The organism is Nocardia sp. CA-151230 (assembly GCF_050942175.1).
Classification (GTDB): domain Bacteria; phylum Actinomycetota; class Actinomycetes; order Mycobacteriales; family Mycobacteriaceae; genus Nocardia.
Genome location: NZ_CP192061.1, coordinates 6,750,887 through 6,770,844 on the forward strand (window position 1 = coordinate 6,750,887; position 19,958 = coordinate 6,770,844).

Genomic DNA, 19,958 nt, shown 5'->3' on the forward strand with positions numbered 1-19,958 from the left:
TCTCGCCTCCGAATGCCGCCGCGTGCGCGGATCGCCGAGGCACTGGCGGAGATCCGCGGCGCCGGGTCGTTCTCCACCAGGCACACCACGTCGGCAGACGATTTGCAGATCGACGTCAAAGATGTCGGACAACTGCGGATGCCGATATCCGCCGAGCAGGCGCGCGAACTGCTGCGGGTTACCCGGCCCGCACGCTACGGGTTGCGGGAACAGACTTTGCTCGACCCGGCGGTCCGTGATACATGGGAGATTCCCCGCAGCCGGGTGAAGATCGACAAACGCCGCTGGAATCGGACCCTACGCCCCATTCTCACCCAGGTCGCCACCGACCTCGGTCTGCCAGAGGGAGTTCGGCTGACCGCCGAACTGCATTCCATGCTGGTGTACACGCCGGGCCAGTTCTTCCGACCCCACCAGGACTCAGAGAAGTCCGACACGATGATCGCTTCGCTGGTGGTCACCCTGCCCAGCACATTCACCGGCGGTTCGCTGGCCGTCGAACACGGCTCCGAACAAGTGGAACACCGCTGGGCGAAAGACAGATTGACCTTCGTCGCGTTCTATGCCGATTGCGTGCACGAGGTTCGGCCGATCCGTTCCGGGCACCGGATCGTACTGACCTACAACCTGCTGGTCGCTGGTGGGCACCCCGTTTCGCCGCGGCCTGCGATCGCGGCCGATTCCGAGATGACCGAACGACTGCGCGAACACTTCCAGATGCCGAGCACCGCGCGCTGGGTTCGCAGGGCCGGTCGGCGACCGAACCGGTTGGTGTATCTGCTGGATCACCAATACACGGCCCGCGGGCTCGATTGGTCCAGGCTCAAGGGCACCGATGCGGCACGGGCCACGATGCTGCGAGCAGCGGCTGATCGCTCGAACTGCGACACAGCGTTGGCGCTGGCAGACATCCGAGAGACCTGGGATTGCGTTGACGACCAGTGGGACAGCTGGGGCTATCACCACGCCGACACGCGGTCCCCGCAAGCAGGCGAACTGATCGAATCGGTGATCACTCTCGAATCGGCCATCGATGTATCCGGCAATCCGGCCGCCCCGCTGGTCGCCGCAGTCGATGACGACGAAGTGTGTGCGACGACGCCCAACGCGCAGCTCGAGCCGTATGAGTCGGAATACGAAGGCTACATGGGCAATTACGGCAATACGATGGACCGCTGGTACCGGCGTGCCGCCATCGTCGTCTGGCCCCGATCGCGCGCCTTCACGGTACACGCCGAAGCCTCCGCGCAATGGGCACTGGCGAGACTCACGGAACAGATCGCCGACCACGACCTCGCAGGCGCCCGCAGCTCGGCGCGAACACTGGAGCCGTTCTGGGACACCACCGTTGGCGGCGACACCCAGACGCCGGGGCTCGTGGTGACCGCAGTGCGAGTGGCGACCGGTCTCGACGACGCGGACTCGGCGGCAAGGCTGCTGCGGCCCCTACATCTCGAGTCGTTGACCGCCATGCACGCACCTGATCTCGTCACGCTCACCACGCACTACGGCGACGAATGGGCCGATCGCCTGCTCGATATCTGGTGTATGCCGAAGTCCCGCTACGACTATCGGGGCGATGAGCGCCGCCTTCGCTGGACTGTCGATGCGCTCGTTGCGCTGAGTGAGGGCTTGCGGACGGCGGATGACTCCGACGGCATGCGGCTCGCAGACCGTATCTTGAGTCGGGTCGGAGCTTGGTACGCCACCGAAATCACCCATACTCTCCACGATCCCCGACCCAGCGCCCGCGAGTCGCGACAGGCCGCACTGGTCGACCCGGTGGCGGCGTTCCTCGCGGCCACCGAGATCGTCGCGGCCGACGATCCGCGTCACGCCGTCGTTTCGGCGCTTCGCGCCGATGACAAGCTGCTCGGCTGCGCAGTTCAGATCCTCCGCCGGACATCGGGCGATATGCCGCTCCCGGCGGCGCTGGACCAGCTCGGGCAGCACTGCGCCGATCGACTCTCCACCCGAGTCGCGTTGCCGCCGCGCGCCCACGACAACTGGTCGATCCCCACACGCCCTCTCCGATGCTGCGACCTGTGCGCGACGCTGTCGGCCTTCCTCACCGATCCCGCTGAGCGCGAGCTCGCCTGGCCGCTGAAAAAGGACAGCCGCCGCCACATCCACAGCCGGATCGACACCCAAGAGCTTCCGGTCACTCACCGCACCGTCCGCACCGGAAGGCCGTTCACTCTCCTACTCACCAAAACCGAGGCGCTCTTCGAGGCCGAGAAGCAATCCCGCCAACGCGACGAGGCGGACCTCGCCTGGCTGCAATGAACATCCGAAGCCCTGAAAACCGGTGTGGTACAGACATTCTCGAACCAGGTACCGGAGTATCGCACCGATATCGCAATTCGAATGCCGTTACGTGCGGCCTCTCACAGAACCCCGCACGGCGAGAGCCGGCACAGAACGCCTGCCTCGCGGCTCGGCCTGCGACACCGGCGCGGCGAGCTGCCGCTCATTCGTCGCACAGTGCCGATTCGATGGACGCGTAGCGGATCCGCTCCTGCTCCAACCTGACCGACGGGCCGAAGGTGTGCTCCACCAGGTCCCGGTACAGCTCCGATTCCGCGGGCCGCAGGTGGTCGAGGATCGCGATCGTGGGCGAGTTCTCCTGTACCCATTGGGTTTCGTGGGCCAGAAGTGTCGACCTATCCATGAGAACCGATTCGGTGTGCGGGAAGGTGCGGCGCAGTCGGTCGAGAATGGCGAAGCCGTGGGTGTCGATATCGCCCCAGTAGCGGACGCGGCGCTCGGTCAGCCAGGTAAGGGCGTCCAGGCGGGTCAGGGCGTAGCCACCGCCGAAGATGGCGACGGTGTTCGGGGTCGGAGGCAGGGCGAGGTAGGTGGTTTCGTTCTCGACGATGAGGATCGACTCCGCTTCCGGTGGGGTGGAGGCGAATTCGTCGGTGCGGACGGTGAGTTCGGTGAAGCCGCCGGTGCGGTGGCGGGGATCGAGCCAGCGGTAGCGCACGTACTGCGGTTTGCGGCGGAAACGGTAGCGGCCGATGAAATCAGCGGGCGCGCAATCGGTTTCGATGCGGTGGGCGGGCAGTTGGCGGTCCAGCAGGCGGGACAACACGGCGCGATGGCGTTCGATGAATTTGGTGTCCACGCCGGGGACATCGACCTGGCGCAAGAAGGTGCCGGGCGCGGCAGACGAGTCGATCCAGAGCACGGTCGCGACGACGCGGTCCCATTCGCCGGCCAGCGCCAGCACCTCGTGGGGCTTGGCGAGCATCCATGCGGTCAGCGCCGGAGCGGCGGCGCGGGTGCGATCGAGCAGACCGGAGTAGTCGTCCACGGCCGCGGCGACACCCAGGAGCGACCACAGTTGCGGCCACTCGTCGATCCACACCCGTCGCGGCAGGTCGTTGGCACCGATGAGCCGTCCGCCGACTCGCTGATATTCCAGGCGCACCCCATTCGCCTTGCGCCACTGCGCCGCCCACTCCTGCGCGGCGGACAGGTCGGTGGCGAGCTCGCGCGGGCCGGGGCCACGCAATGGCACCTCGAGCGGGAACAGCGAAGCGTCCGAGGCGTACGCCGTGAGGAACTCACCGGAATCCCAGCGCCGCCGCAGTTTCGCGACCACGTCGGCGCGCGTGGTCCAGGCGGTCACACCGGTCCCCCGGTCTCGAGTGCGTGGCTCAATTGCCGCTGCCGGTACTCCTCGATCGTGAGCGTCTGTATCCGCGAGTACGCGCCGGACTTGTTGTCCACGAAGCCGACCGAGGAGACGAACGGCTCGATCACATGGATCTTCTGCAGCGGCGTGACGATCAGCAGTTGCAGTCCGAGCCTGCCGAACAGGCCCAGAGCGAAACGGGTCGATTCGTCGGAGCCGCGGCCGAACGCCTCATCGATCACCACGAAACGGAAGGTCTTGGACCGCACCGCCTCCCAGTCGAGTTTGAACTGGTAGGCCAGAGACGCGGCGAGGATGGTGTAGGCCAGCTTCTCCTTCTGACCGCCGGACTTGCCGCCGGAATCGGTGTAGTTCTCGTGCTCGGTATCGTCCTCGAGCCAGCGTTCGGAGGCGGCGAAAACGAACCAGTTGCGCACATCGGTGACGCGGCGCGTCCACGACCGGTCGGCCTCGGTCTGGCCCTCCCGTCCGCGGAAGCGTTCGATGATCGCCTTCACCTGCAGGAACTTCTGTTCCGAGTACTGATCGTCACCGTCGCCGACCGCACCGGAGGTGCATTCCCGCAGCTCGGCACGGAAGTCACGGATTTCGACATTCGAGGTCGGCTGCAACTCCAGGCGGATGTAGCGGCCCGGGTTGTAGGGAATCCCCGCCAGCGACTTGTTGATGATCTCGACCCGTTCTCTGATCAGCTCCACCTGATTGCCGAGCTGGGCGTAGAACCCGGCGATATCCCGAATCGTGTTGGTGTTCAGGTAGGTCTTGAAATCGGCTTCGAAGCGGGGCAGGTCGTCCTCGGCCAGACGGCGGTGCAGCTGGCGGTAGCCGTCCGTGGATTCCACGCTGTCATCCAATTCCTCGGTTTCCAGCGGATATCGGACACGGAATCCGGTCATCTTGGTGACGGCGCGATTGCCCGCACCTCGTTGCTCGCGGGTGAAACCCTCCGCACGGCCGGTCAATTCGGCGGTGATCCGGGACTGTGCCTGATCACAGGCGGTGACGGTATCGGCACGGTGCCGCCGCACCGCCTGCTCGATCGCGGGGAACAGCGTGACCGACGAGTCGTAGTCCGGTTGCGTCAGCAGCTCCGCCAGATCCGACAGGGTGGCCTCCGCGGTACCGATCTCACGCTCGATCGCGCCGAGCTCGCCGCTGAGCCGCTCGACAGCGGCATCCGCGTCGCCCAGCCCGATGTTCACCTGCTCCAACTGTGTCGCGATCTCGCGCAAGGCATTCGAGGATCGCTCGATCTGCTGCCGTTCCGCCTCCAGGTCGGCGATGCGTCCCACCATTGCCGGCCAGTCGATGTCGGAGAAGGCGCGAAACTCGACCAGCTTGTCCGCCGCGGACGAGAAGGCGTTCAGTTCGGCCAGTTTCGCCTTCGCGTCCCGCTGCGTGCCCTGCAGTGTGTCGAGCAGCCGCGCGATCCGGCCGGCCTCGCTCAGCAGCGCCTCGATCTTGCTCTCATTGCTCCAGCCCAGCACGTAGTGGCGGCGGTCGTCGATGCGGAACCGATCGTCCTTCTCGTGCCGTCCGCGACCGCCTTTGATCTGGCCGGCCTTGGTGATCGCGGTGCGGGCGCGACGGAACTCGGCCATGGATTCGACGCACTCGTAGTCGGCGCGGTGGCGCAGCTCGCGATCCAGCCAGTCCGCGAAGGGCGAATCCTTGATCTCCAGCTTCGAATACAGCGAGCGGGCCCCCACCTCGGCGGGGCGTTCGACGACGGCGGCGGGAACCTTGAAGTAGACCAGGCGGCCGTCGAGATGGTGGCCGTCGATCCAATCCGACACCGCCGCATAATGATCGCCCGACACCAGCATCGCCAGACCGAAGCCGTGCAGCAGGCGCTCGGCGGCGCCTTCCCAGGCGGACTGCTCGGCACGAACCTGGATGAGCTCACCGGCATAGGGCAGGTCGGCCTCGTCGATGCCCAGTTCGGCGCACAGGCGGCGACGCAGATCCAGTTGGCGGGCCGGAATATTGCTGGGGCGCTCCCGCAGACTGCGCAGTTCGGCGTTGATGTCGCGGGCCTCGTCCTCGGCGCCCCTGAGCTGCACCGCAACCTCGGTCAGGGTGTTCTGGCGTTCGGTCCGCTCATCCTCCACCCCGGCCGCGCGGTCGCTCACCTCGCGCAGGCGCGCGGTGAACTGCTCGGAATTCTCCACCGCCCGCAGCCCGACCTCGCCCAGCAGTTCAGCGAAACGCTTTGCGCGATATTGCCGTTCATCGCGGATGCGGGCGCAGTCTTCGATCTCGCGATCGATCTCGCTGATCCGGTTGCCGCCGTGGCCGGCCCGCTCCAACTCGAGCCGGCTGCTCTCGGCGCGCAAGCGTTTGACCTCTGTCTTGGTCAGTCGCAGCAGCTCGCCGACCTCATCCGCGTCGGCGCGACGGCGTTCGACCTCCGCGGTCAGCAGGGTGCGCTTGCGGTCGGCGAAGTAGTAGGGCAGCGCGTCTCGGTGGGCGCGCACGGCATCGATCTCGTCGGCGAGTCTGCGGTACTCGTCGCAGTCGGCGAGCAATGGATCCAGCAGCGACAGTTGGTCACGTGCGCGCACCACGGCGTCATGAGCTTTGGTCAGGTCCTCGAAATGGTCGACCAGACCCTTGATGGCGGTGTCGGCATCGAACGGTTCGAGCATGTGATTGCGCACGAAATCGTTCAGATTGCCCACCGATTTCATCGATACCGTCTGGTGGAACAGCTCCATCGCCTGCTCGGACTCGATGCCCAGCAAACGCCGGAAGTCCTTGCCGTACTCCGGGAATGCGTCGCGAACCGTCGCACCGGACTTGCGCAGCCGGCGCTTCAACGCCGCGATGTCCCCGCCGAAATCGGCGAAGTCGGCCGCGATGCTCAATGCGGTATCGGCGGTGACGAAGAAGCGGTCCGGCTGACCCGCGCCACCCTGGTCCTTGAACCAGAACACCTGCGCCAGCGTGACCGTGGTGTCGAAACCGCGGTTGGCGAACACACCCAGAATCACCGAGAACGACGTGCGATCGCGTAATCCGACCGGGCGGCTGGTGCCCAGGGATTCGTTGCGCTCCGATTTATAGTGACCCAGTACATACGAACGCAGATCGCGCTCACGGGTTTCCGCGCCCGCGGCCTTGTTGTAGGAGATCCGGTGGGCGGGCAGCAGCAGCGTCGTAATGGCGTCTACGACAGTTGACTTGCCGGAACCGATGTCACCGGTCAGCAGTCCGTTGCGACCACCCAGTTCGAAACGCCATACGCGCTGATCGAAGGTACCCCAGTTGTAGACCTCGAGCCGGTCCAACCGGTAACCCGGTGCTGGTTCGCCGGTCATCGCCCCTCCCCACCGGACAGTGTGCCCGCGTACTCGGCCAGCCGCTGATCGAACTCCGAAAGCCACTGCGCGTCGACGAACGCCTTGAGCACCCGCCGAACCTCGAAGGTGTCCACCGACCCGGAAGCCTTGAGCCGGCGCAGAAATCCGAGCTCGACAACCTTGTTGATCTGCGTGTCGATCTGCTCGACCAGGCGAGCCTCATTGCTGGACTCGGGCTGGAACACCCTTACGGTCTCCACGATCTGCTCCCGGGTGAGCATCAGCCTGGCATCGCCGTCCTTGGCATCGTGCTCGGCCAGCTTCTTGCGCAGCAATGCCAGCAGCAGACTCACCGGAAACGACAGGGCGCGACGGGGAATCAGGCGCGGGATGGCCGGGCCCTCCTCGTCCTCGAGGTCGGGGCGCGACTGCAGGAAGGCATAACCCTCCGATTCATCGATGAACACCGTCAGGCCGATGACCCGGACATAGTCGCGGACCTGAGCCTGCAGGGCCAGCAACTGCCGCCACTGGCGGTCGTGCGTGTCCTGGTACAGCACGCCTTTCAGCAGCTGGGTGACGACGACCGACAGGTCGGGCTCGGCCGCGGGCGCGGTCACCGCAGATCCTCGGTGGGCGCGATCATCGTCGTCTCCTCCGTCGAATCGGATCGGGTGAAAGTCACCCGCGGTATCTCGGCCTGCCGCGAATTTCCGTCCGCATCGCGCCACTGCACCCGCTCACGGGTGTGCTCATCGAAGACCACGGCGAATCCCGGGTCCGCCAGCGACAGGTAGGTGACGAGTTCGGCCAGGCCCTGTTCGAGTGGGTTGCGCTCGAGCAGTTCGGTCAGCCCGATCTGCCCTCGGCCCCGCAAAGCCCCGCACACGCCCTCCACCAACCGCGCCGGATCCACGAACACCTGCTCGAACAGCAGATCCGCGTCCACGTCCTCTGCTGCCTCGACGATTCCGGTACTCACCAGCGGCGCCTTGTCCACCGGCCGATACAGCGGCCGTTCCATCGGCAGCACCACTTCCGGGGCCGTGGCGTCGATTTCGACCTCCAGCTGCGGATCGCGGATGTCCTTGACCCGCAACGCATTCGACTCGATACTGCGCAGAATGACCATGACGCGCCGGTTCTCCAGCCACTCCTGATCGTCAAGGAACCGGCGCAATTGCTCCGACAGCAGCCGAACCGTCGCCTGAGTACGGCTGCCCGCGGCCAGCCAGTCGTGATGGATTCGCCGCATCCGCGGGTCCGCGTCGACAGCGTCGAGCACCTGCACCTTGGCGAGCAGTTCGGCAAATTCGACCTGCCGGTCATGCGATAACAAGAAGTCGTAGAACGCCTGGAAACTGCGGCCCTGATCGGAATCCGCGATCGAATTCCGGTTGCCCAGCAGCTCATCCAGCAACTGCCCCTTCGCACCCGACCAGGTGGCGATCTGCGCACGCAGATCCCGATCGAGCTGCCGGAAATTCGCCTCCACCTCGCGGAAGTCGGCGAGCAGCTCTCGTGCCGTCGCGACGAACTGCTGATAGCGGTCACGCTGAGCCGCCGGCTCCAGCACCTCGAAACGCCCCCGGCGCACCGCCTCGATCTCCACATCGATCGCGTCCCGCCGCCGCTGCAGCTCCGCCAAACGCACCTGCGGATCGTTCTCCGTGCCGAACGCCATCTGCCGCAACAGCTCGAAGGCAGTGTTCAAACGGGACTCGGTACCGATGAAGGAGCGGTCCTGGATGGACTTCACCCAGGCCAGCGCCTTCTCCACCGCCGGAGTCGCGTCGTAATGCACCTCGTCGGAGTCCGGCGGATAGTACTTGCGCAACCACCCGGATTCCGGTGCGGCCCAATCATTCAAATATGCCGCAGGTGACTTGGGAAACGTGCCCTCCCCCAGACGCTCATTGAGCGCGTACAGCTCATCATCGAGTCGGCTCTCGAGTTCGGCCGCCGAGATGGCCCGCACGTTCTCGTCCACGAACACCTGGCCGAGGAACGACAGCACCAACGGCGCATGGTCAGCACGCAGCAGCCGCCAGGCCGGCTGCCGGCGCAAGGCATCCAGTTGTTCGAACCGCACGATGACGCATCCTCCGATGAAGCCAGTGGGGCGCTGGAATACTAGGCGACCCCACCGACAAACGTCCCAGCGCCGATCGGTCCAGGAGACCAGACCGGCCGGCTCCACCGCAACACCCGCACGCCGAGCCCTTCCGAGTAGCGGCTCGACTGCGATCGGCACCTGCATCCGCTGGCTCGACCAGCACGCAGGACTGATCCGAGACTTCGCCGTCGGCTCCAAGATCCGGCACCCGGATTACCTGCCGAACGTTGCCGGACAAGGCAGGCTCGGAACACAGGTCACGTCCGCTCATGAACCATGGCGAGGACGGCACGGAATGCGTAGATATCGGTATGCCGGAGACACGGCGTGGCATCGGACCAGCACGTCGTGATGGAATGATCGGCCGACGAGCAGCACGGAAAGGAGCCCTATGTCGGGCGACGCGAACGAGGACGAGCAGCGGCGCCGATTGCGGCGGGAGATCGAGCGGTTGGAGGCCGAGAATGCCCGGCTGCGTGACGAACTCGGGCTTCTTGTCGACGACTTCGGCGGTGACGAAGCACCGCCTGAGGAGATCGCGCGCGACTATGAGCAGGAAGCCACAGAGGGAGAGCTCTCGGAGCGCGCGCAGAACCTCAGTGAGGCGGCGTCGTATTGGGCGCTCGCCGGGGAGTTCGATCGGGCGCGGCGGCGTTATCTGGATGCGATCGCCGATGGCGGTCATGTCGCCGGGGATGCGCGGGTCTGGTATGCGTCGCTTCTACTCGGGCATGGGGAGGAGCAGGAAGCGCGGAAACTGCTGGATGTGGTGTTCGCCGAAGGGCCCGACGATTACCTCGTGTACGAGATCGCCGGGGAAGCGTTCGAGGAGCACGAGGACTGGGACGACGCGCTGCGCTGGTTCGAGGCGGGGCTGAGCCGATCACGAATATCGCCGTCCGACAATGATGCTCACGAGACACTGGGCCGATTTCGGCTCGGTTCCGGTCGCACTCGAGTCCGTCATCGCCTCGGGTTGCCCGAGGATCACGTCGACCTGGATGTGGACCGAGATCGTCATCAGTGGATCGAGAAACTCGAACGCCTCGGCCGACCGGAGCGACCGCATCCGATTCCGGTGGCGATGCTGTACTTCCCGGAAACCGAGTTCGCACAGGCAATTCGACGGTGGCCCGCGTTGCAGGATTCCTACGGCACATTCGATGAACACCGCCGGGCCGTGGAGCGCGCCCTGCGCAGCTCCGAATCGGGGCTGTCCCCCTCCATCGTTGCGGCCACCGCGGACGGCCTCGCCGAATACGCCACCAAAACCGATAACGACCCCGAAGAAGCTACGACCCGAGCGACATTCGCGACACAGCTGATCAGGACGAACCCGGGGACGCCCTGGCCACCGGGCCGAAACGAACCCTGCTGGTGCGGGTCCGGACGCAAGTACAAGAAGTGCTGCGGCAGGCCGGACTGACAACGGGTTTACGCCAACAGCCGCATGTCTGGTATTCGGAAGGAAGTGTGTAGTGCAGGTCCGGGTAACACGGACCCGCCGTGTTGAAGTACCTCACCTGACAACCCTATTGATGAGATGCCGCGATCGGCGAGCGAAACCGAGCCGGTCCAACCAACGGATATGGGGTGCGGTGGCGGCGGAGCAGGAGGTCGAGGGCCTGGGGGAAGGTATTTCCGAGCAAGCAGAGGGCCTGGAGGCTATCCGATACGACTCGACCGTCATCGAGGATCAGGAGGAAGGCAGTGCCGCTGGAGTTGGCGGCGAGGGGAGTCATGCGATGACCCAGTGCGGATTCGAAGTCGGCATAACGGTCGAACATGCCATTCGCCACGTCAATGGGGTCGAAGAACAGCGGGTCCGCGGGCCAGAGGGCGCTCGCGATTTCAGGGGGATGGATGGCGAGGCCGCCGAAGCTCTCGAGAATGGCCGCGGCGGGTGGAGAGACGTGGAAGCCTTCGCCTTCCAGACGTTCGATCCACTCGGTGATGTCGACCCGCCGGCTCGGCGTCCAGCCCGCAGCGGTCAGTGCCTGTGCCGTAATTGGATTCGGCCAATAGAAGCGCATGGTGGCTATTCGGAGCTGAATAGCTTTCGGCACGTATCGATTTGGTTGAGTTGCCCGGATACGCAGAAGGCCCCGACCAGAATTGGTCGGGGCCTTCGCGAAGGATGTTCCGGCGGTGTCCTACTCTCCCACACCCTGTCGAGTGCAGTACCATCGGCGCAGGTGGCCTTAGCTTCCGGGTTCGGAATGGGACCGGGCGTTTCCCCACCGCTATAGCCGCCGTAACTCTATGAAACTGTCACACAGAGAGCCAGGGCGCGAATCCCGTTGCCGGGCCTCGGTTCCTGTCTTCTCAGTGATCTGTGTGTTGTTTCAGATACTGCACAGTGGACGCGTAGCTTCTTTGTTGGTAAGTCCTCGGCCTATTAGTACCAGTCACCTACATCTGTTACCAGACTTCCAGTTCTGGCCTATCAACCCAATGGTCTGTTGGGGGCCTTACCCCCTCGAGGGGGTGAGAAACCTCATCTTGGAACAGGCTTCCCGCTTAGATGCTTTCAGCGGTTATCCCTTCCGAACGTGGCCAACCAGCCGTGCTCCTGGCGGAACAACTGGCACACCAGAGGTTCGTCCGTCCCGGTCCTCTCGTACTAGGGACAGCCTTCCTCAAGTTTCTAACGCGCGCGGCGGATAGAGACCGAACTGTCTCACGACGTTCTAAACCCAGCTCGCGTGCCGCTTTAATGGGCGAACAGCCCAACCCTTGGGACCTACTCCAGCCCCAGGATGCGACGAGCCGACATCGAGGTGCCAAACCATCCCGTCGATATGGACTCTTGGGGAAGATCAGCCTGTTATCCCCGGGGTACCTTTTATCCGTTGAGCGACACCGCTTCCACTTGCCGGTGCCGGATCACTAGTCCCGACTTTCGTCCCTGCTCGACCTGTCGGTCTCACAGTCAAGCTCCCTTGTGCACTTGCACTCAACACCTGATTGCCAACCAGGCTGAGGGAACCTTTGGGCGCCTCCGTTACATTTTGGGAGGCAACCGCCCCAGTTAAACTACCCACCAGGCACTGTCCCTGAACCCGATCAGGGTCCGAGGTTAGAGGTCCAATACGATCAGAGTGGTATTTCAACGATGACTCCACGAATACTGGCGTACCCGCTTCACAGTCTCCCACCTATCCTACACAAACCGTACCGAACACCAATACCAAGCTATAGTGAAGGTCCCGGGGTCTTTTCGTCCTGCCGCGCGTAACGAGCATCTTTACTCGTACTGCAATTTCGCCGAGTCTGTGGTTGAGACAGCTGAGAAGTCGTTACGCCATTCGTGCAGGTCGGAACTTACCCGACAAGGAATTTCGCTACCTTAGGATGGTTATAGTTACCACCGCCGTTTACCGGGGCTTAAATTCTCAGCTTCGCTCCGAAGAGCTAACCGGTCCTCTTAACCTTCCGGCACCGGGCAGGCGTCAGTCCGTATACATCGTCTTACGACTTCGCACGGACCTGTGTTTTTAGTAAACAGTCGCTTCTCACTGGTCTCTGCGACCCAACCCAGCTCCCACCGCAAGGGTGTTCACCAGACCGGGCCCTCCTTCTCCCGAAGTTACGGAGGTATTTTGCCGAGTTCCTTAACCACAGTTATCTCGATCGCCTTAGTATTCTCTACCTGACCACCTGTGTCGGTTTGGGGTACGGGCCGTGTACCAACTCACTAGAGGCTTTTCTCGGCAGCATAGGATCACTGAATTCGCCTCAATCGGCTACGCATCACCTCTCAGGCTCATGTCCGGCGGATTTGCCTACCAGACGCCCTACAGGCTTACACCAGGTATTCCATCACCTGGCCCAGCTACCTTCCTGCGTCACCCCATCGCTTGACTACTACACCCAGGGTCCCGTGCAGCAATTCTCCCTCTCGCCCGAAGGCTTGATAAGAGAACATTTGGACGGTTAGCACAGATGATTCGCCATTGGGCGCGGATACACGGGTACGGGAATATCAACCCGTTGTCCATCGACTACGCCTGTCGGCCTCGCCTTAGGTCCCGACTCACCCTGGGCGGATTAACCTGGCCCAGGAACCCTTGGTCATTCGGCGGACGAGTTTCTCACTCGTCTTTCGCTACTCATGCCTGCATTCTCACTCGCGCAGCCTCCACGACTAGGTCACCCTGCCGCTTCCCTGGCTACACGACGCTCCCCTACCCATCCAGACTCCTGGCTCGAAAGCGGGATAATGTCTGAATGCCGCGGCTTCGGCGGTGTACTTGAGCCCCGCTACATTGTCGGCGCAGAATCACTTGACCAGTGAGCTATTACGCACTCTTTCAAGGGTGGCTGCTTCTAAGCCAACCTCCTGGTTGTCTTCGCGACTCCACATCCTTTTCCACTTAGTACACGCTTAGGGGCCTTAGCCGGCGATCTGGGCTGTTTCCCTCTCGACTATGAAGCTTATCCCCCACAGTCTCACTGCCGCGCTCTCACTCACCGGCATTCGGAGTTTGGCTGACTTCGGTAAGCTTGTGGGCCCCCTAGGCCATCCAGTAGCTCTACCTCCGGCGAGAAACACGCGACGCTGCACCTAAATGCATTTCGGGGAGAACCAGCTATCACGGAGTTTGATTGGCCTTTCACCCCTACCCACAGCTCATCCCCTCAGTTTTCAACCTAAGTGGGTTCGGGCCTCCACGACGTCTTACCGTCGCTTCACCCTGGCCATGGGTAGATCACTCCGCTTCGGGTCCATAGTGTGCGACTACAACGCCCTATTCGGACTCGCTTTCGCTACGGCTCCCCCACACGGGTTAACCTTGCCACACACCGATGACTCGCAGGCTCATTCTTCAAAAGGCACGCCATCACCTTTAACAGCTCTGACGGATTGTAAGCGCACGGTTTCAGGTACTATTTCACTCCCCTCCCGGGGTACTTTTCACCTTTCCCTCACGGTACTAGTCCGCTATCGGTCACCAGGTAGTATTCAGGCTTATCGGGTGGTCCCGACAGATTCACAGCAGATTTCACGGGCCCGCTGCTACTCGGGAGCACTACACGACAGAGAACACGTTTTCGTCTACCGGACTCTCACCGTCTACGGTTGGCCGTCCCAGACCAATTCGACTAACGCGATCTTTTCTGACTGTCGCCTGCTTCGGCAGAAACAGGAAGTAATGTCCCACGACCCCGCATGGACAACGCCTGCCGGCTATCACATCCACACGGTTTAGCCTCTTCCGCTTTCGCTCGCCACTACTCACGGAATCACATGTTGTTTTCTCTTCCTGTGGGTACTGAGATGTTTCACTTCCCCACGTTCCCTCCACACACCCTATATATTCAGGTGCGGGTGACACGACATCACTCGTGCCGGGTTTCCCCATTCGGAAATCCTCGGATCTCAGCTCGTTTGACAGCTCCCCGAGGCTTATCGCAGCCTACTACGTCCTTCATCGGCTCCTGGTGCCAAGGCATCCACCGTACGCTCTTACACACTTACTAACAAAGATGCTCGCGTCCACTGTGCAGTTCTCAAACAACACACAAAACCTTCTCGCTACTGCGGCACCAGCCAGAGAATCTCTGCGGTATGACCGCGAAGAAGATTTCGTCGTTTTTTGCCTGGAAAGAACGTCTGTTCTTTCAGGACCCAACAGTGTGTCGATATATCTTCTCGGCCGGCCACATGGGACCGACACCGATGAGAAGAGGTTGTCAGCGTTCCACCCATGAGCTTCCGCGGTCCCACGATTGGGGACTCAAACGGTCTCTGACACAACCCGATTCGACTCTTCGAATGGTTTGTGTAGAAGTGCTCCTTAGAAAGGAGGTGATCCAGCCGCACCTTCCGGTACGGCTACCTTGTTACGACTTCGTCCCAATCGCCAATCCCACCTTCGACGGCTCCCTCCACAAGGGTTAGGCCACCGGCTTCGGGTGTTACCGACTTTCATGACGTGACGGGCGGTGTGTACAAGGCCCGGGAACGTATTCACCGCAGCGTTGCTGATCTGCGATTACTAGCGACTCCAACTTCACGGGGTCGAGTTGCAGACCCCGATCCGAACTGAGACCGGCTTTAAGGGATTCGCTCCACCTCGCGGTATCGCAGCCCTCTGTACCGGCCATTGTAGCATGTGTGAAGCCCTGGACATAAGGGGCATGATGACTTGACGTCGTCCCCACCTTCCTCCGAGTTGACCCCGGCAGTCTCTCACGAGTCCCCGCCATTACGCGCTGGCAACATAAGATAAGGGTTGCGCTCGTTGCGGGACTTAACCCAACATCTCACGACACGAGCTGACGACAGCCATGCACCACCTGTACACCGACCACAAGGGGGGCCATATCTCTATGGCTTTCCGGTGTATGTCAAACCCAGGTAAGGTTCTTCGCGTTGCATCGAATTAATCCACATGCTCCGCCGCTTGTGCGGGCCCCCGTCAATTCCTTTGAGTTTTAGCCTTGCGGCCGTACTCCCCAGGCGGGGTACTTAATGCGTTAGCTACGGCACGGATCCCGTGGAAGGAAACCCACACCTAGTACCCACCGTTTACGGCGTGGACTACCAGGGTATCTAATCCTGTTCGCTACCCACGCTTTCGCTTCTCAGCGTCAGTTACTGCCCAGAGACCCGCCTTCGCCACCGGTGTTCCTCCTGATATCTGCGCATTTCACCGCTACACCAGGAATTCCAGTCTCCCCTGCAGTACTCTAGTCTGCCCGTATCGACTGCAAGCTTGCAGTTGAGCTGCAAGTTTTCACAATCGACGCGACAGACCGCCTACAAGCTCTTTACGCCCAGTAATTCCGGACAACGCTCGCACCCTACGTATTACCGCGGCTGCTGGCACGTAGTTGGCCGGTGCTTCTTCTACAGGTACCGTCACTTGCGCTTCGTCCCTGTCAAAAGAGGTTTACAACCCGAAGGCCGTCATCCCTCACGCGGCGTCGCTGCATCAGGCTTGCGCCCATTGTGCAATATTCCCCACTGCTGCCTCCCGTAGGAGTCTGGGCCGTGTCTCAGTCCCAGTGTGGCCGGTCGCCCTCTCAGGCCGGCTACCCGTCGTCGCCTTGGTGAGCCGTTACCTCACCAACAAGCTGATAGGCCGCGGGCCCATCTCGCACCAGTAAACCTTTCCAACCCGGACCATGCAGTCCAGGCTCATATCCGGTATTAGACCCAGTTTCCCAGGCTTATCCCAGAGTGCAAGGCAGATCACCCACGTGTTACTCACCCGTTCGCCGCTCGTGTACCCCGAAGGGCCTTACCGCTCGACTTGCATGTGTTAAGCACGCCGCTAGCGTTCGTCCTGAGCCAGGATCAAACTCTCCGTTGAAGACTCTAGAAACACCCGAAGGTGAATCAGAAGTATCTCGAACCAGAGTCCGAAAACCTAGCAAAAATAGCCGGCTGGAAATTAGCCGACTTAAATGTCCGACCCTCACACGGGGGGTGAGAATCGGAACCAAATTTCAAAATTTGGCACTGACATTCATCGACACACTATTGAGTTCTCAAAGAACACACGCACAAGCAATCTCCCGGGCAGTAGGCCCGTTCGATCAGCTAGGCAACTTATCAAGCTTAGCTCGCACCACACAGCAGAACCAAATCCGCTGGTCAGGTCGAACTAGTGTGATCATCAGGCGCTCCTCGTCCAACCTCGTTTCCCAGGCCCTTGGGGCTCCGGGTCGGTGTCCGTGTCGCTCTGACCTGGAATCGACGAACCAAAGTCAAATCGGCTGTCTACCTGCGCTTTTCCGGCACATCGGAGGAGCAGCCCGGACGAGTCGAAGAGCGTGTGGCTCCGAATACCTCCCCAGAACGGTGCCTATAGGTAAGGGGGTCTCGTGGCCGGAGCTGTTCGGGCGCGGACAGAGAGTCGCGAGGATCGGTCCGGAGTTCTGCATGCGGTGTCGCAAGCGACGGACGCCGCGCGAGCCGGCGACATCGAGAGCGCGGCGCAACTACTGCGAGAGGCCGAACGGCTGGCGGGCAGAGACCACCACATCGCGGCCGATCCGGCTGTCCATATCGGCGGAAAGCCAGCCCTGCGGGCCGCGTTGACAAGCATCACGGCAGCAACGATCGTCGGAATGCGCCGTCTGACGGGGTTCTGTGCGTCATCTCGGTCTTACCCAAGGTGGTTGGCCCGGGCTCACCAGGCTCCGGGTCGGGACGAAGGAGTCTGCGTGAATTCAACGGTGGGCGAGCGAACGCCCGGCGATCAGGTGGGTGGGGCGGACGGCCTCGTCTATGTCGTGTTCATTACCGCTGCGGCGGCCATGGGTGGGTTTCTGTTCGGGTATGACAGCTCGGTCATCAACGGTGCGGTCGAGGCGATCCGGGATCGGTACGACATCGGGTCGGCGACATTGGCGCAGGTGGTGGCCATTGCATTGATCGGGTGCGCGGTGGGGGCGGCGATCGCGGGGCGGATCGCGGACCGCATCGGGCGCATCTGGTGCATGCGGATCGCGGCGACGCTGTTCACCTGTAGTGCTATCGGGTCGGCGTTGCCGTTCGCACTGTGGGATCTGGCGATGTGGCGTGTGATCGGCGGCATCGGGATCGGGATGGCGTCGGTGATCGGGCCCGCGTACATCGCCGAGGTGTCGCCGCCGGCGTATCGCGGGCGGCTGGCGTCGTTCCAGCAGGCGGCCATCGTGATCGGCATCGCCACTTCACAGCTGGTGAACTTCGCGATTCTGAAGATGGCGGGCAGTGAGCAGCGCGGTCACATCGCAGGGCTGGAGGCCTGGCAGTGGATGCTCGGGGTGATGGTGGTGCCGGCGGCGCTGTACGGGCTGTTCTCGTTCACCATTCCGGAGTCGCCGCGGTACCTGATCTCCATCGGTAGGACCGACAAGGCCAAGGAGGTGCTGGCCGAGGTCGAGGGCGACCGAGGGAATCTGGACGAGCGGGTGGCCGAGATCGAGCAGGCCATGCACAGCGAGCACCGGTCGATGTTCAGGGATCTGCTGGGCGGGGGGTTCGGGTTCCTGCCGGTGGTGTGGATCGGTATAGGGCTGTCGGTGTTCCAACAACTGGTCGGCATCAACGTCGTCTTCTACTACTCGGCGACACTGTGGCAGTCGGTGGGCATCGACCCGTCCAGCTCCTTCTTGTACTCGTTCACCACCTCGATCATCAATATCGTCGGCACCGTGATCGCCATGATGCTGGTCGACCGGATCGGACGGAAACCATTGGCGCTCATCGGATCCACGGGCATGGCGATCTCGCTCGCACTGGAGGGGTGGGCGTTCTCCTACAAGTCCGGGTCCGGGGACAGCGTGAGCCTGCCGCACACCCAGGGCATCGTGGCGCTCATCTCCGCGCACTGCTTCGTGCTGTTCTTCGCCATGTCATGGGGCGTCGTGGTCTGGGTGCTGCTCGGCGAGATGTTCCCCAACAGGCTGCGCGCCGCCGCCCTCGGCGTGGCCGCGTCGGCGCAATGGATCGCCAACTGGGTCATCACCGCCAGCTTCCCCAGCCTCGCCGACTGGAACCTGTCGGGGACCTACGTCATCTACACCGCCTTCGCCGTCCTCTCGATTCCCTTCGTACTCAGGTGGGTTCCGGAGACGAAGGGCAAGGCACTGGAAGAAATGGGATAGACCTCGGATTTCGCGGCCGGGCCTCGGTGAACGGGGCTCGGCCGCAGCGCTGTTCGCAGGTGTCCCGAACTACTTGATGATCTTGGTGATCTGACCGGCGCCGACCGTGCGGCCGCCCTCACGGATGGCGAACTTGAGGCCGAGCTCCATGGCGATGGGTTGGATGAGGACCACCTCCATGGAGACGTTGTCACCCGGGAGGACCATCTCCACTTCCTTCGGAAGCGTCACCACACCGGTGACATCCGTCGTTCGGAAGTAGAACTGGGGGCGGTAATTGTTGAAGAAGGGCGTGTGACGGCCACCCTCCTCCTTGGAGAGGATGTACGCCTGACCCTCGAACTGGGTGTGGGGTGTGACGGAACCCGGTTTGATGACGCATTGGCCACGTTCCACATCTTCGCGCCGGACACCACGCAGGAGAAGGCCGACGTTCTCGCCGGCCTGGCCCTCGTCCAGCAGTTTCCGGAACATCTCGATGCCGGTGACGGTGGTCTTGGTGGTCTTCGGGCGGATGCCGACGATCTCCACCTCGGCGTTGACCTTCAGGACGCCGCGTTCGATGCGGCCGGTGACGACGGTGCCGCGGCCGGTGATGGTGAAGACGTCCTCGATGGGCATGAGGAAGGGCTTCTCGACCTCGCGGGTGGGGGTGTCGATCCAATCGTCCACGGCGGCCAGGAGTTCGGTGATGGTGTCGCCCCACTCGCCGGTGGGGTTCTCGAGCGCCTGGTAGGCGGAGACGCGGACGATGGGGGTGTTGTCGCCGTCGAATTCGTATTCGCTGAGCAGGTCGCTCACCTCGAGTTCGACCAGTTCCAGGATCTCCTCGTCCTCGACCATGTCGCACTTGTTCAGTGCCACCACCATTTTCGGGACGCCGACCTGGCGCGCCAGGATGACGTGCTCCTTGGTCTGCGGCATCGGGCCGTCGGTGGCGGCGACCACCAGGATGGCGCCGTCCATCTGGGCGGCACCGGTGATCATGTTCTTGATGTAGTCGGCGTGGCCGGGGCAGTCGACGTGCGCGTAGTGGCGATTCTCCGTCTGGTACTCCACGTGGGCGATGGAGATGGTGATGCCGCGCTGCCGCTCCTCGGGGGCCTTGTCGATGGCATCGAAGGGTGTGAAGGGATTCAGGTCCGGATATTTGTTGTGCAGGACCCTGGTGATCGCCGCGGTGAGAGTGGTCTTGCCGTGGTCGATGTGGCCGATGGTGCCGACATTGACGTGCGGCTTCGTCCGCTGGAACTTCGCCTTCGCCACTGGGAAC

At 62.7% G+C, this 19,958-nt stretch carries 9 protein-coding genes and 3 rRNA genes; 3 read left to right on the forward strand and 9 right to left on the reverse strand.

Annotated features, from left to right (window positions below):
• Window positions 1–12: 12 nt before the first annotated feature.
• Complete coding sequence (locus ACQP1O_RS31895; protein WP_433562091.1) at window positions 13–2,286, forward strand: 2OG-Fe(II) oxygenase; 2,274 nt, start codon at window positions 13–15, stop codon at window positions 2,284–2,286.
• A 184-nt stretch (window positions 2,287–2,470) separates the two neighbouring features.
• Here the strand turns inward: ACQP1O_RS31895 and ACQP1O_RS31900 are convergent, their stop codons facing one another.
• Genes ACQP1O_RS31900 through ACQP1O_RS31915 form a run of 4 tightly spaced genes read right to left on the reverse strand, consistent with a single transcriptional unit; the run spans window position 2,471 to window position 9,055 of the window.
• Window positions 2,471–3,634, reverse strand: coding sequence for a Wadjet anti-phage system protein JetD domain-containing protein (locus tag ACQP1O_RS31900; protein ID WP_433562092.1), 1,164 nt, complete (start codon window positions 3,632–3,634; stop codon window positions 2,471–2,473).
• A complete protein-coding gene (locus ACQP1O_RS31905) occupies window positions 3,631–6,981 on the reverse strand; it encodes an ATP-binding protein (protein ID WP_433562093.1) in 3,351 nt (1,116 codons plus the stop codon). Before ACQP1O_RS31905 ends, ACQP1O_RS31900 begins: the two co-directional genes overlap by 4 nt.
• Entirely contained in the window at window positions 6,978–7,583 is a 606-nt protein-coding gene (locus ACQP1O_RS31910) for a DUF4194 domain-containing protein (protein WP_433562094.1), read from the reverse strand. Before ACQP1O_RS31910 ends, ACQP1O_RS31905 begins: the two co-directional genes overlap by 4 nt.
• Window positions 7,580–9,055: a DUF3375 domain-containing protein gene (locus tag ACQP1O_RS31915; protein WP_433562095.1), complete on the reverse strand. Its 1,476-nt coding sequence runs from the start codon at window positions 9,053–9,055 to the stop codon at window positions 7,580–7,582. The genes ACQP1O_RS31910 and ACQP1O_RS31915 overlap by 4 nt, the downstream gene beginning before the upstream one ends.
• 454 nt (window positions 9,056–9,509) lie before the next feature.
• Here ACQP1O_RS31915 and ACQP1O_RS31920 point away from each other — a divergent pair, with 454 nt between their 5' ends.
• Window positions 9,510–10,505, forward strand: a complete 996-nt coding sequence (locus ACQP1O_RS31920) for an SEC-C metal-binding domain-containing protein (protein WP_433562096.1) — start codon at window positions 9,510–9,512, stop codon at window positions 10,503–10,505.
• Between the two features lie 106 nt (window positions 10,506–10,611).
• Here the strand turns inward: ACQP1O_RS31920 and ACQP1O_RS31925 are convergent, their stop codons facing one another.
• The 4 genes from ACQP1O_RS31925 to ACQP1O_RS31940 all read right to left on the reverse strand — a co-directional run bounded on the left by ACQP1O_RS31925 (window position 10,612) and on the right by ACQP1O_RS31940 (window position 16,401).
• Window positions 10,612–11,112, reverse strand: coding sequence for an SUKH-3 domain-containing protein (locus ACQP1O_RS31925; RefSeq protein WP_433562097.1), 501 nt, complete (start codon window positions 11,110–11,112; stop codon window positions 10,612–10,614).
• 107 nt (window positions 11,113–11,219) lie between these two features.
• Window positions 11,220–11,336: ribosomal RNA gene (gene rrf / locus ACQP1O_RS31930) — 5S ribosomal RNA — on the reverse strand.
• Between the two features lie 121 nt (window positions 11,337–11,457).
• Window positions 11,458–14,563, reverse strand: a 23S ribosomal RNA gene (locus ACQP1O_RS31935).
• 321 nt (window positions 14,564–14,884) lie between these two features.
• Window positions 14,885–16,401, reverse strand: a 16S ribosomal RNA gene (locus ACQP1O_RS31940).
• Together the 16S, 23S and 5S rRNA genes form the textbook arrangement of a ribosomal RNA operon.
• An 856-nt stretch (window positions 16,402–17,257) precedes the next feature.
• Between ACQP1O_RS31940 and ACQP1O_RS31945 the strand changes: the two genes are divergently transcribed.
• Complete coding sequence (locus tag ACQP1O_RS31945; RefSeq protein ID WP_433562098.1) at window positions 17,258–18,685, forward strand: sugar porter family MFS transporter; 1,428 nt, start codon at window positions 17,258–17,260, stop codon at window positions 18,683–18,685.
• A gap of 69 nt (window positions 18,686–18,754) precedes the next feature.
• On the opposite strand, the gene tuf is transcribed toward ACQP1O_RS31945, so the two are convergent.
• A complete protein-coding gene (gene tuf / locus ACQP1O_RS31950) occupies window positions 18,755–19,951 on the reverse strand; it encodes an elongation factor Tu (protein ID WP_433562099.1) in 1,197 nt (398 codons plus the stop codon).
• Window positions 19,952–19,958: the final 7 nt, after the last annotated feature.

Bases quoted from the DNA above. Each gene is read 5' to 3' on its own strand.
- ACQP1O_RS31895 (WP_433562091.1), top strand. From the start codon at position 13: ATGCCGCCGCGTGCGCGGATCGCCGAGGCACTGGCGGAGATCCGCGGC.
- ACQP1O_RS31905 (WP_433562093.1), bottom strand. From the start codon at position 6,981: ATGACCGGCGAACCAGCACCGGGTTACCGGTTGGACCGGCTCGAGGTC.
- ACQP1O_RS31925 (WP_433562097.1), bottom strand. From the start codon at position 11,112: ATGCGCTTCTATTGGCCGAATCCAATTACGGCACAGGCACTGACCGCT.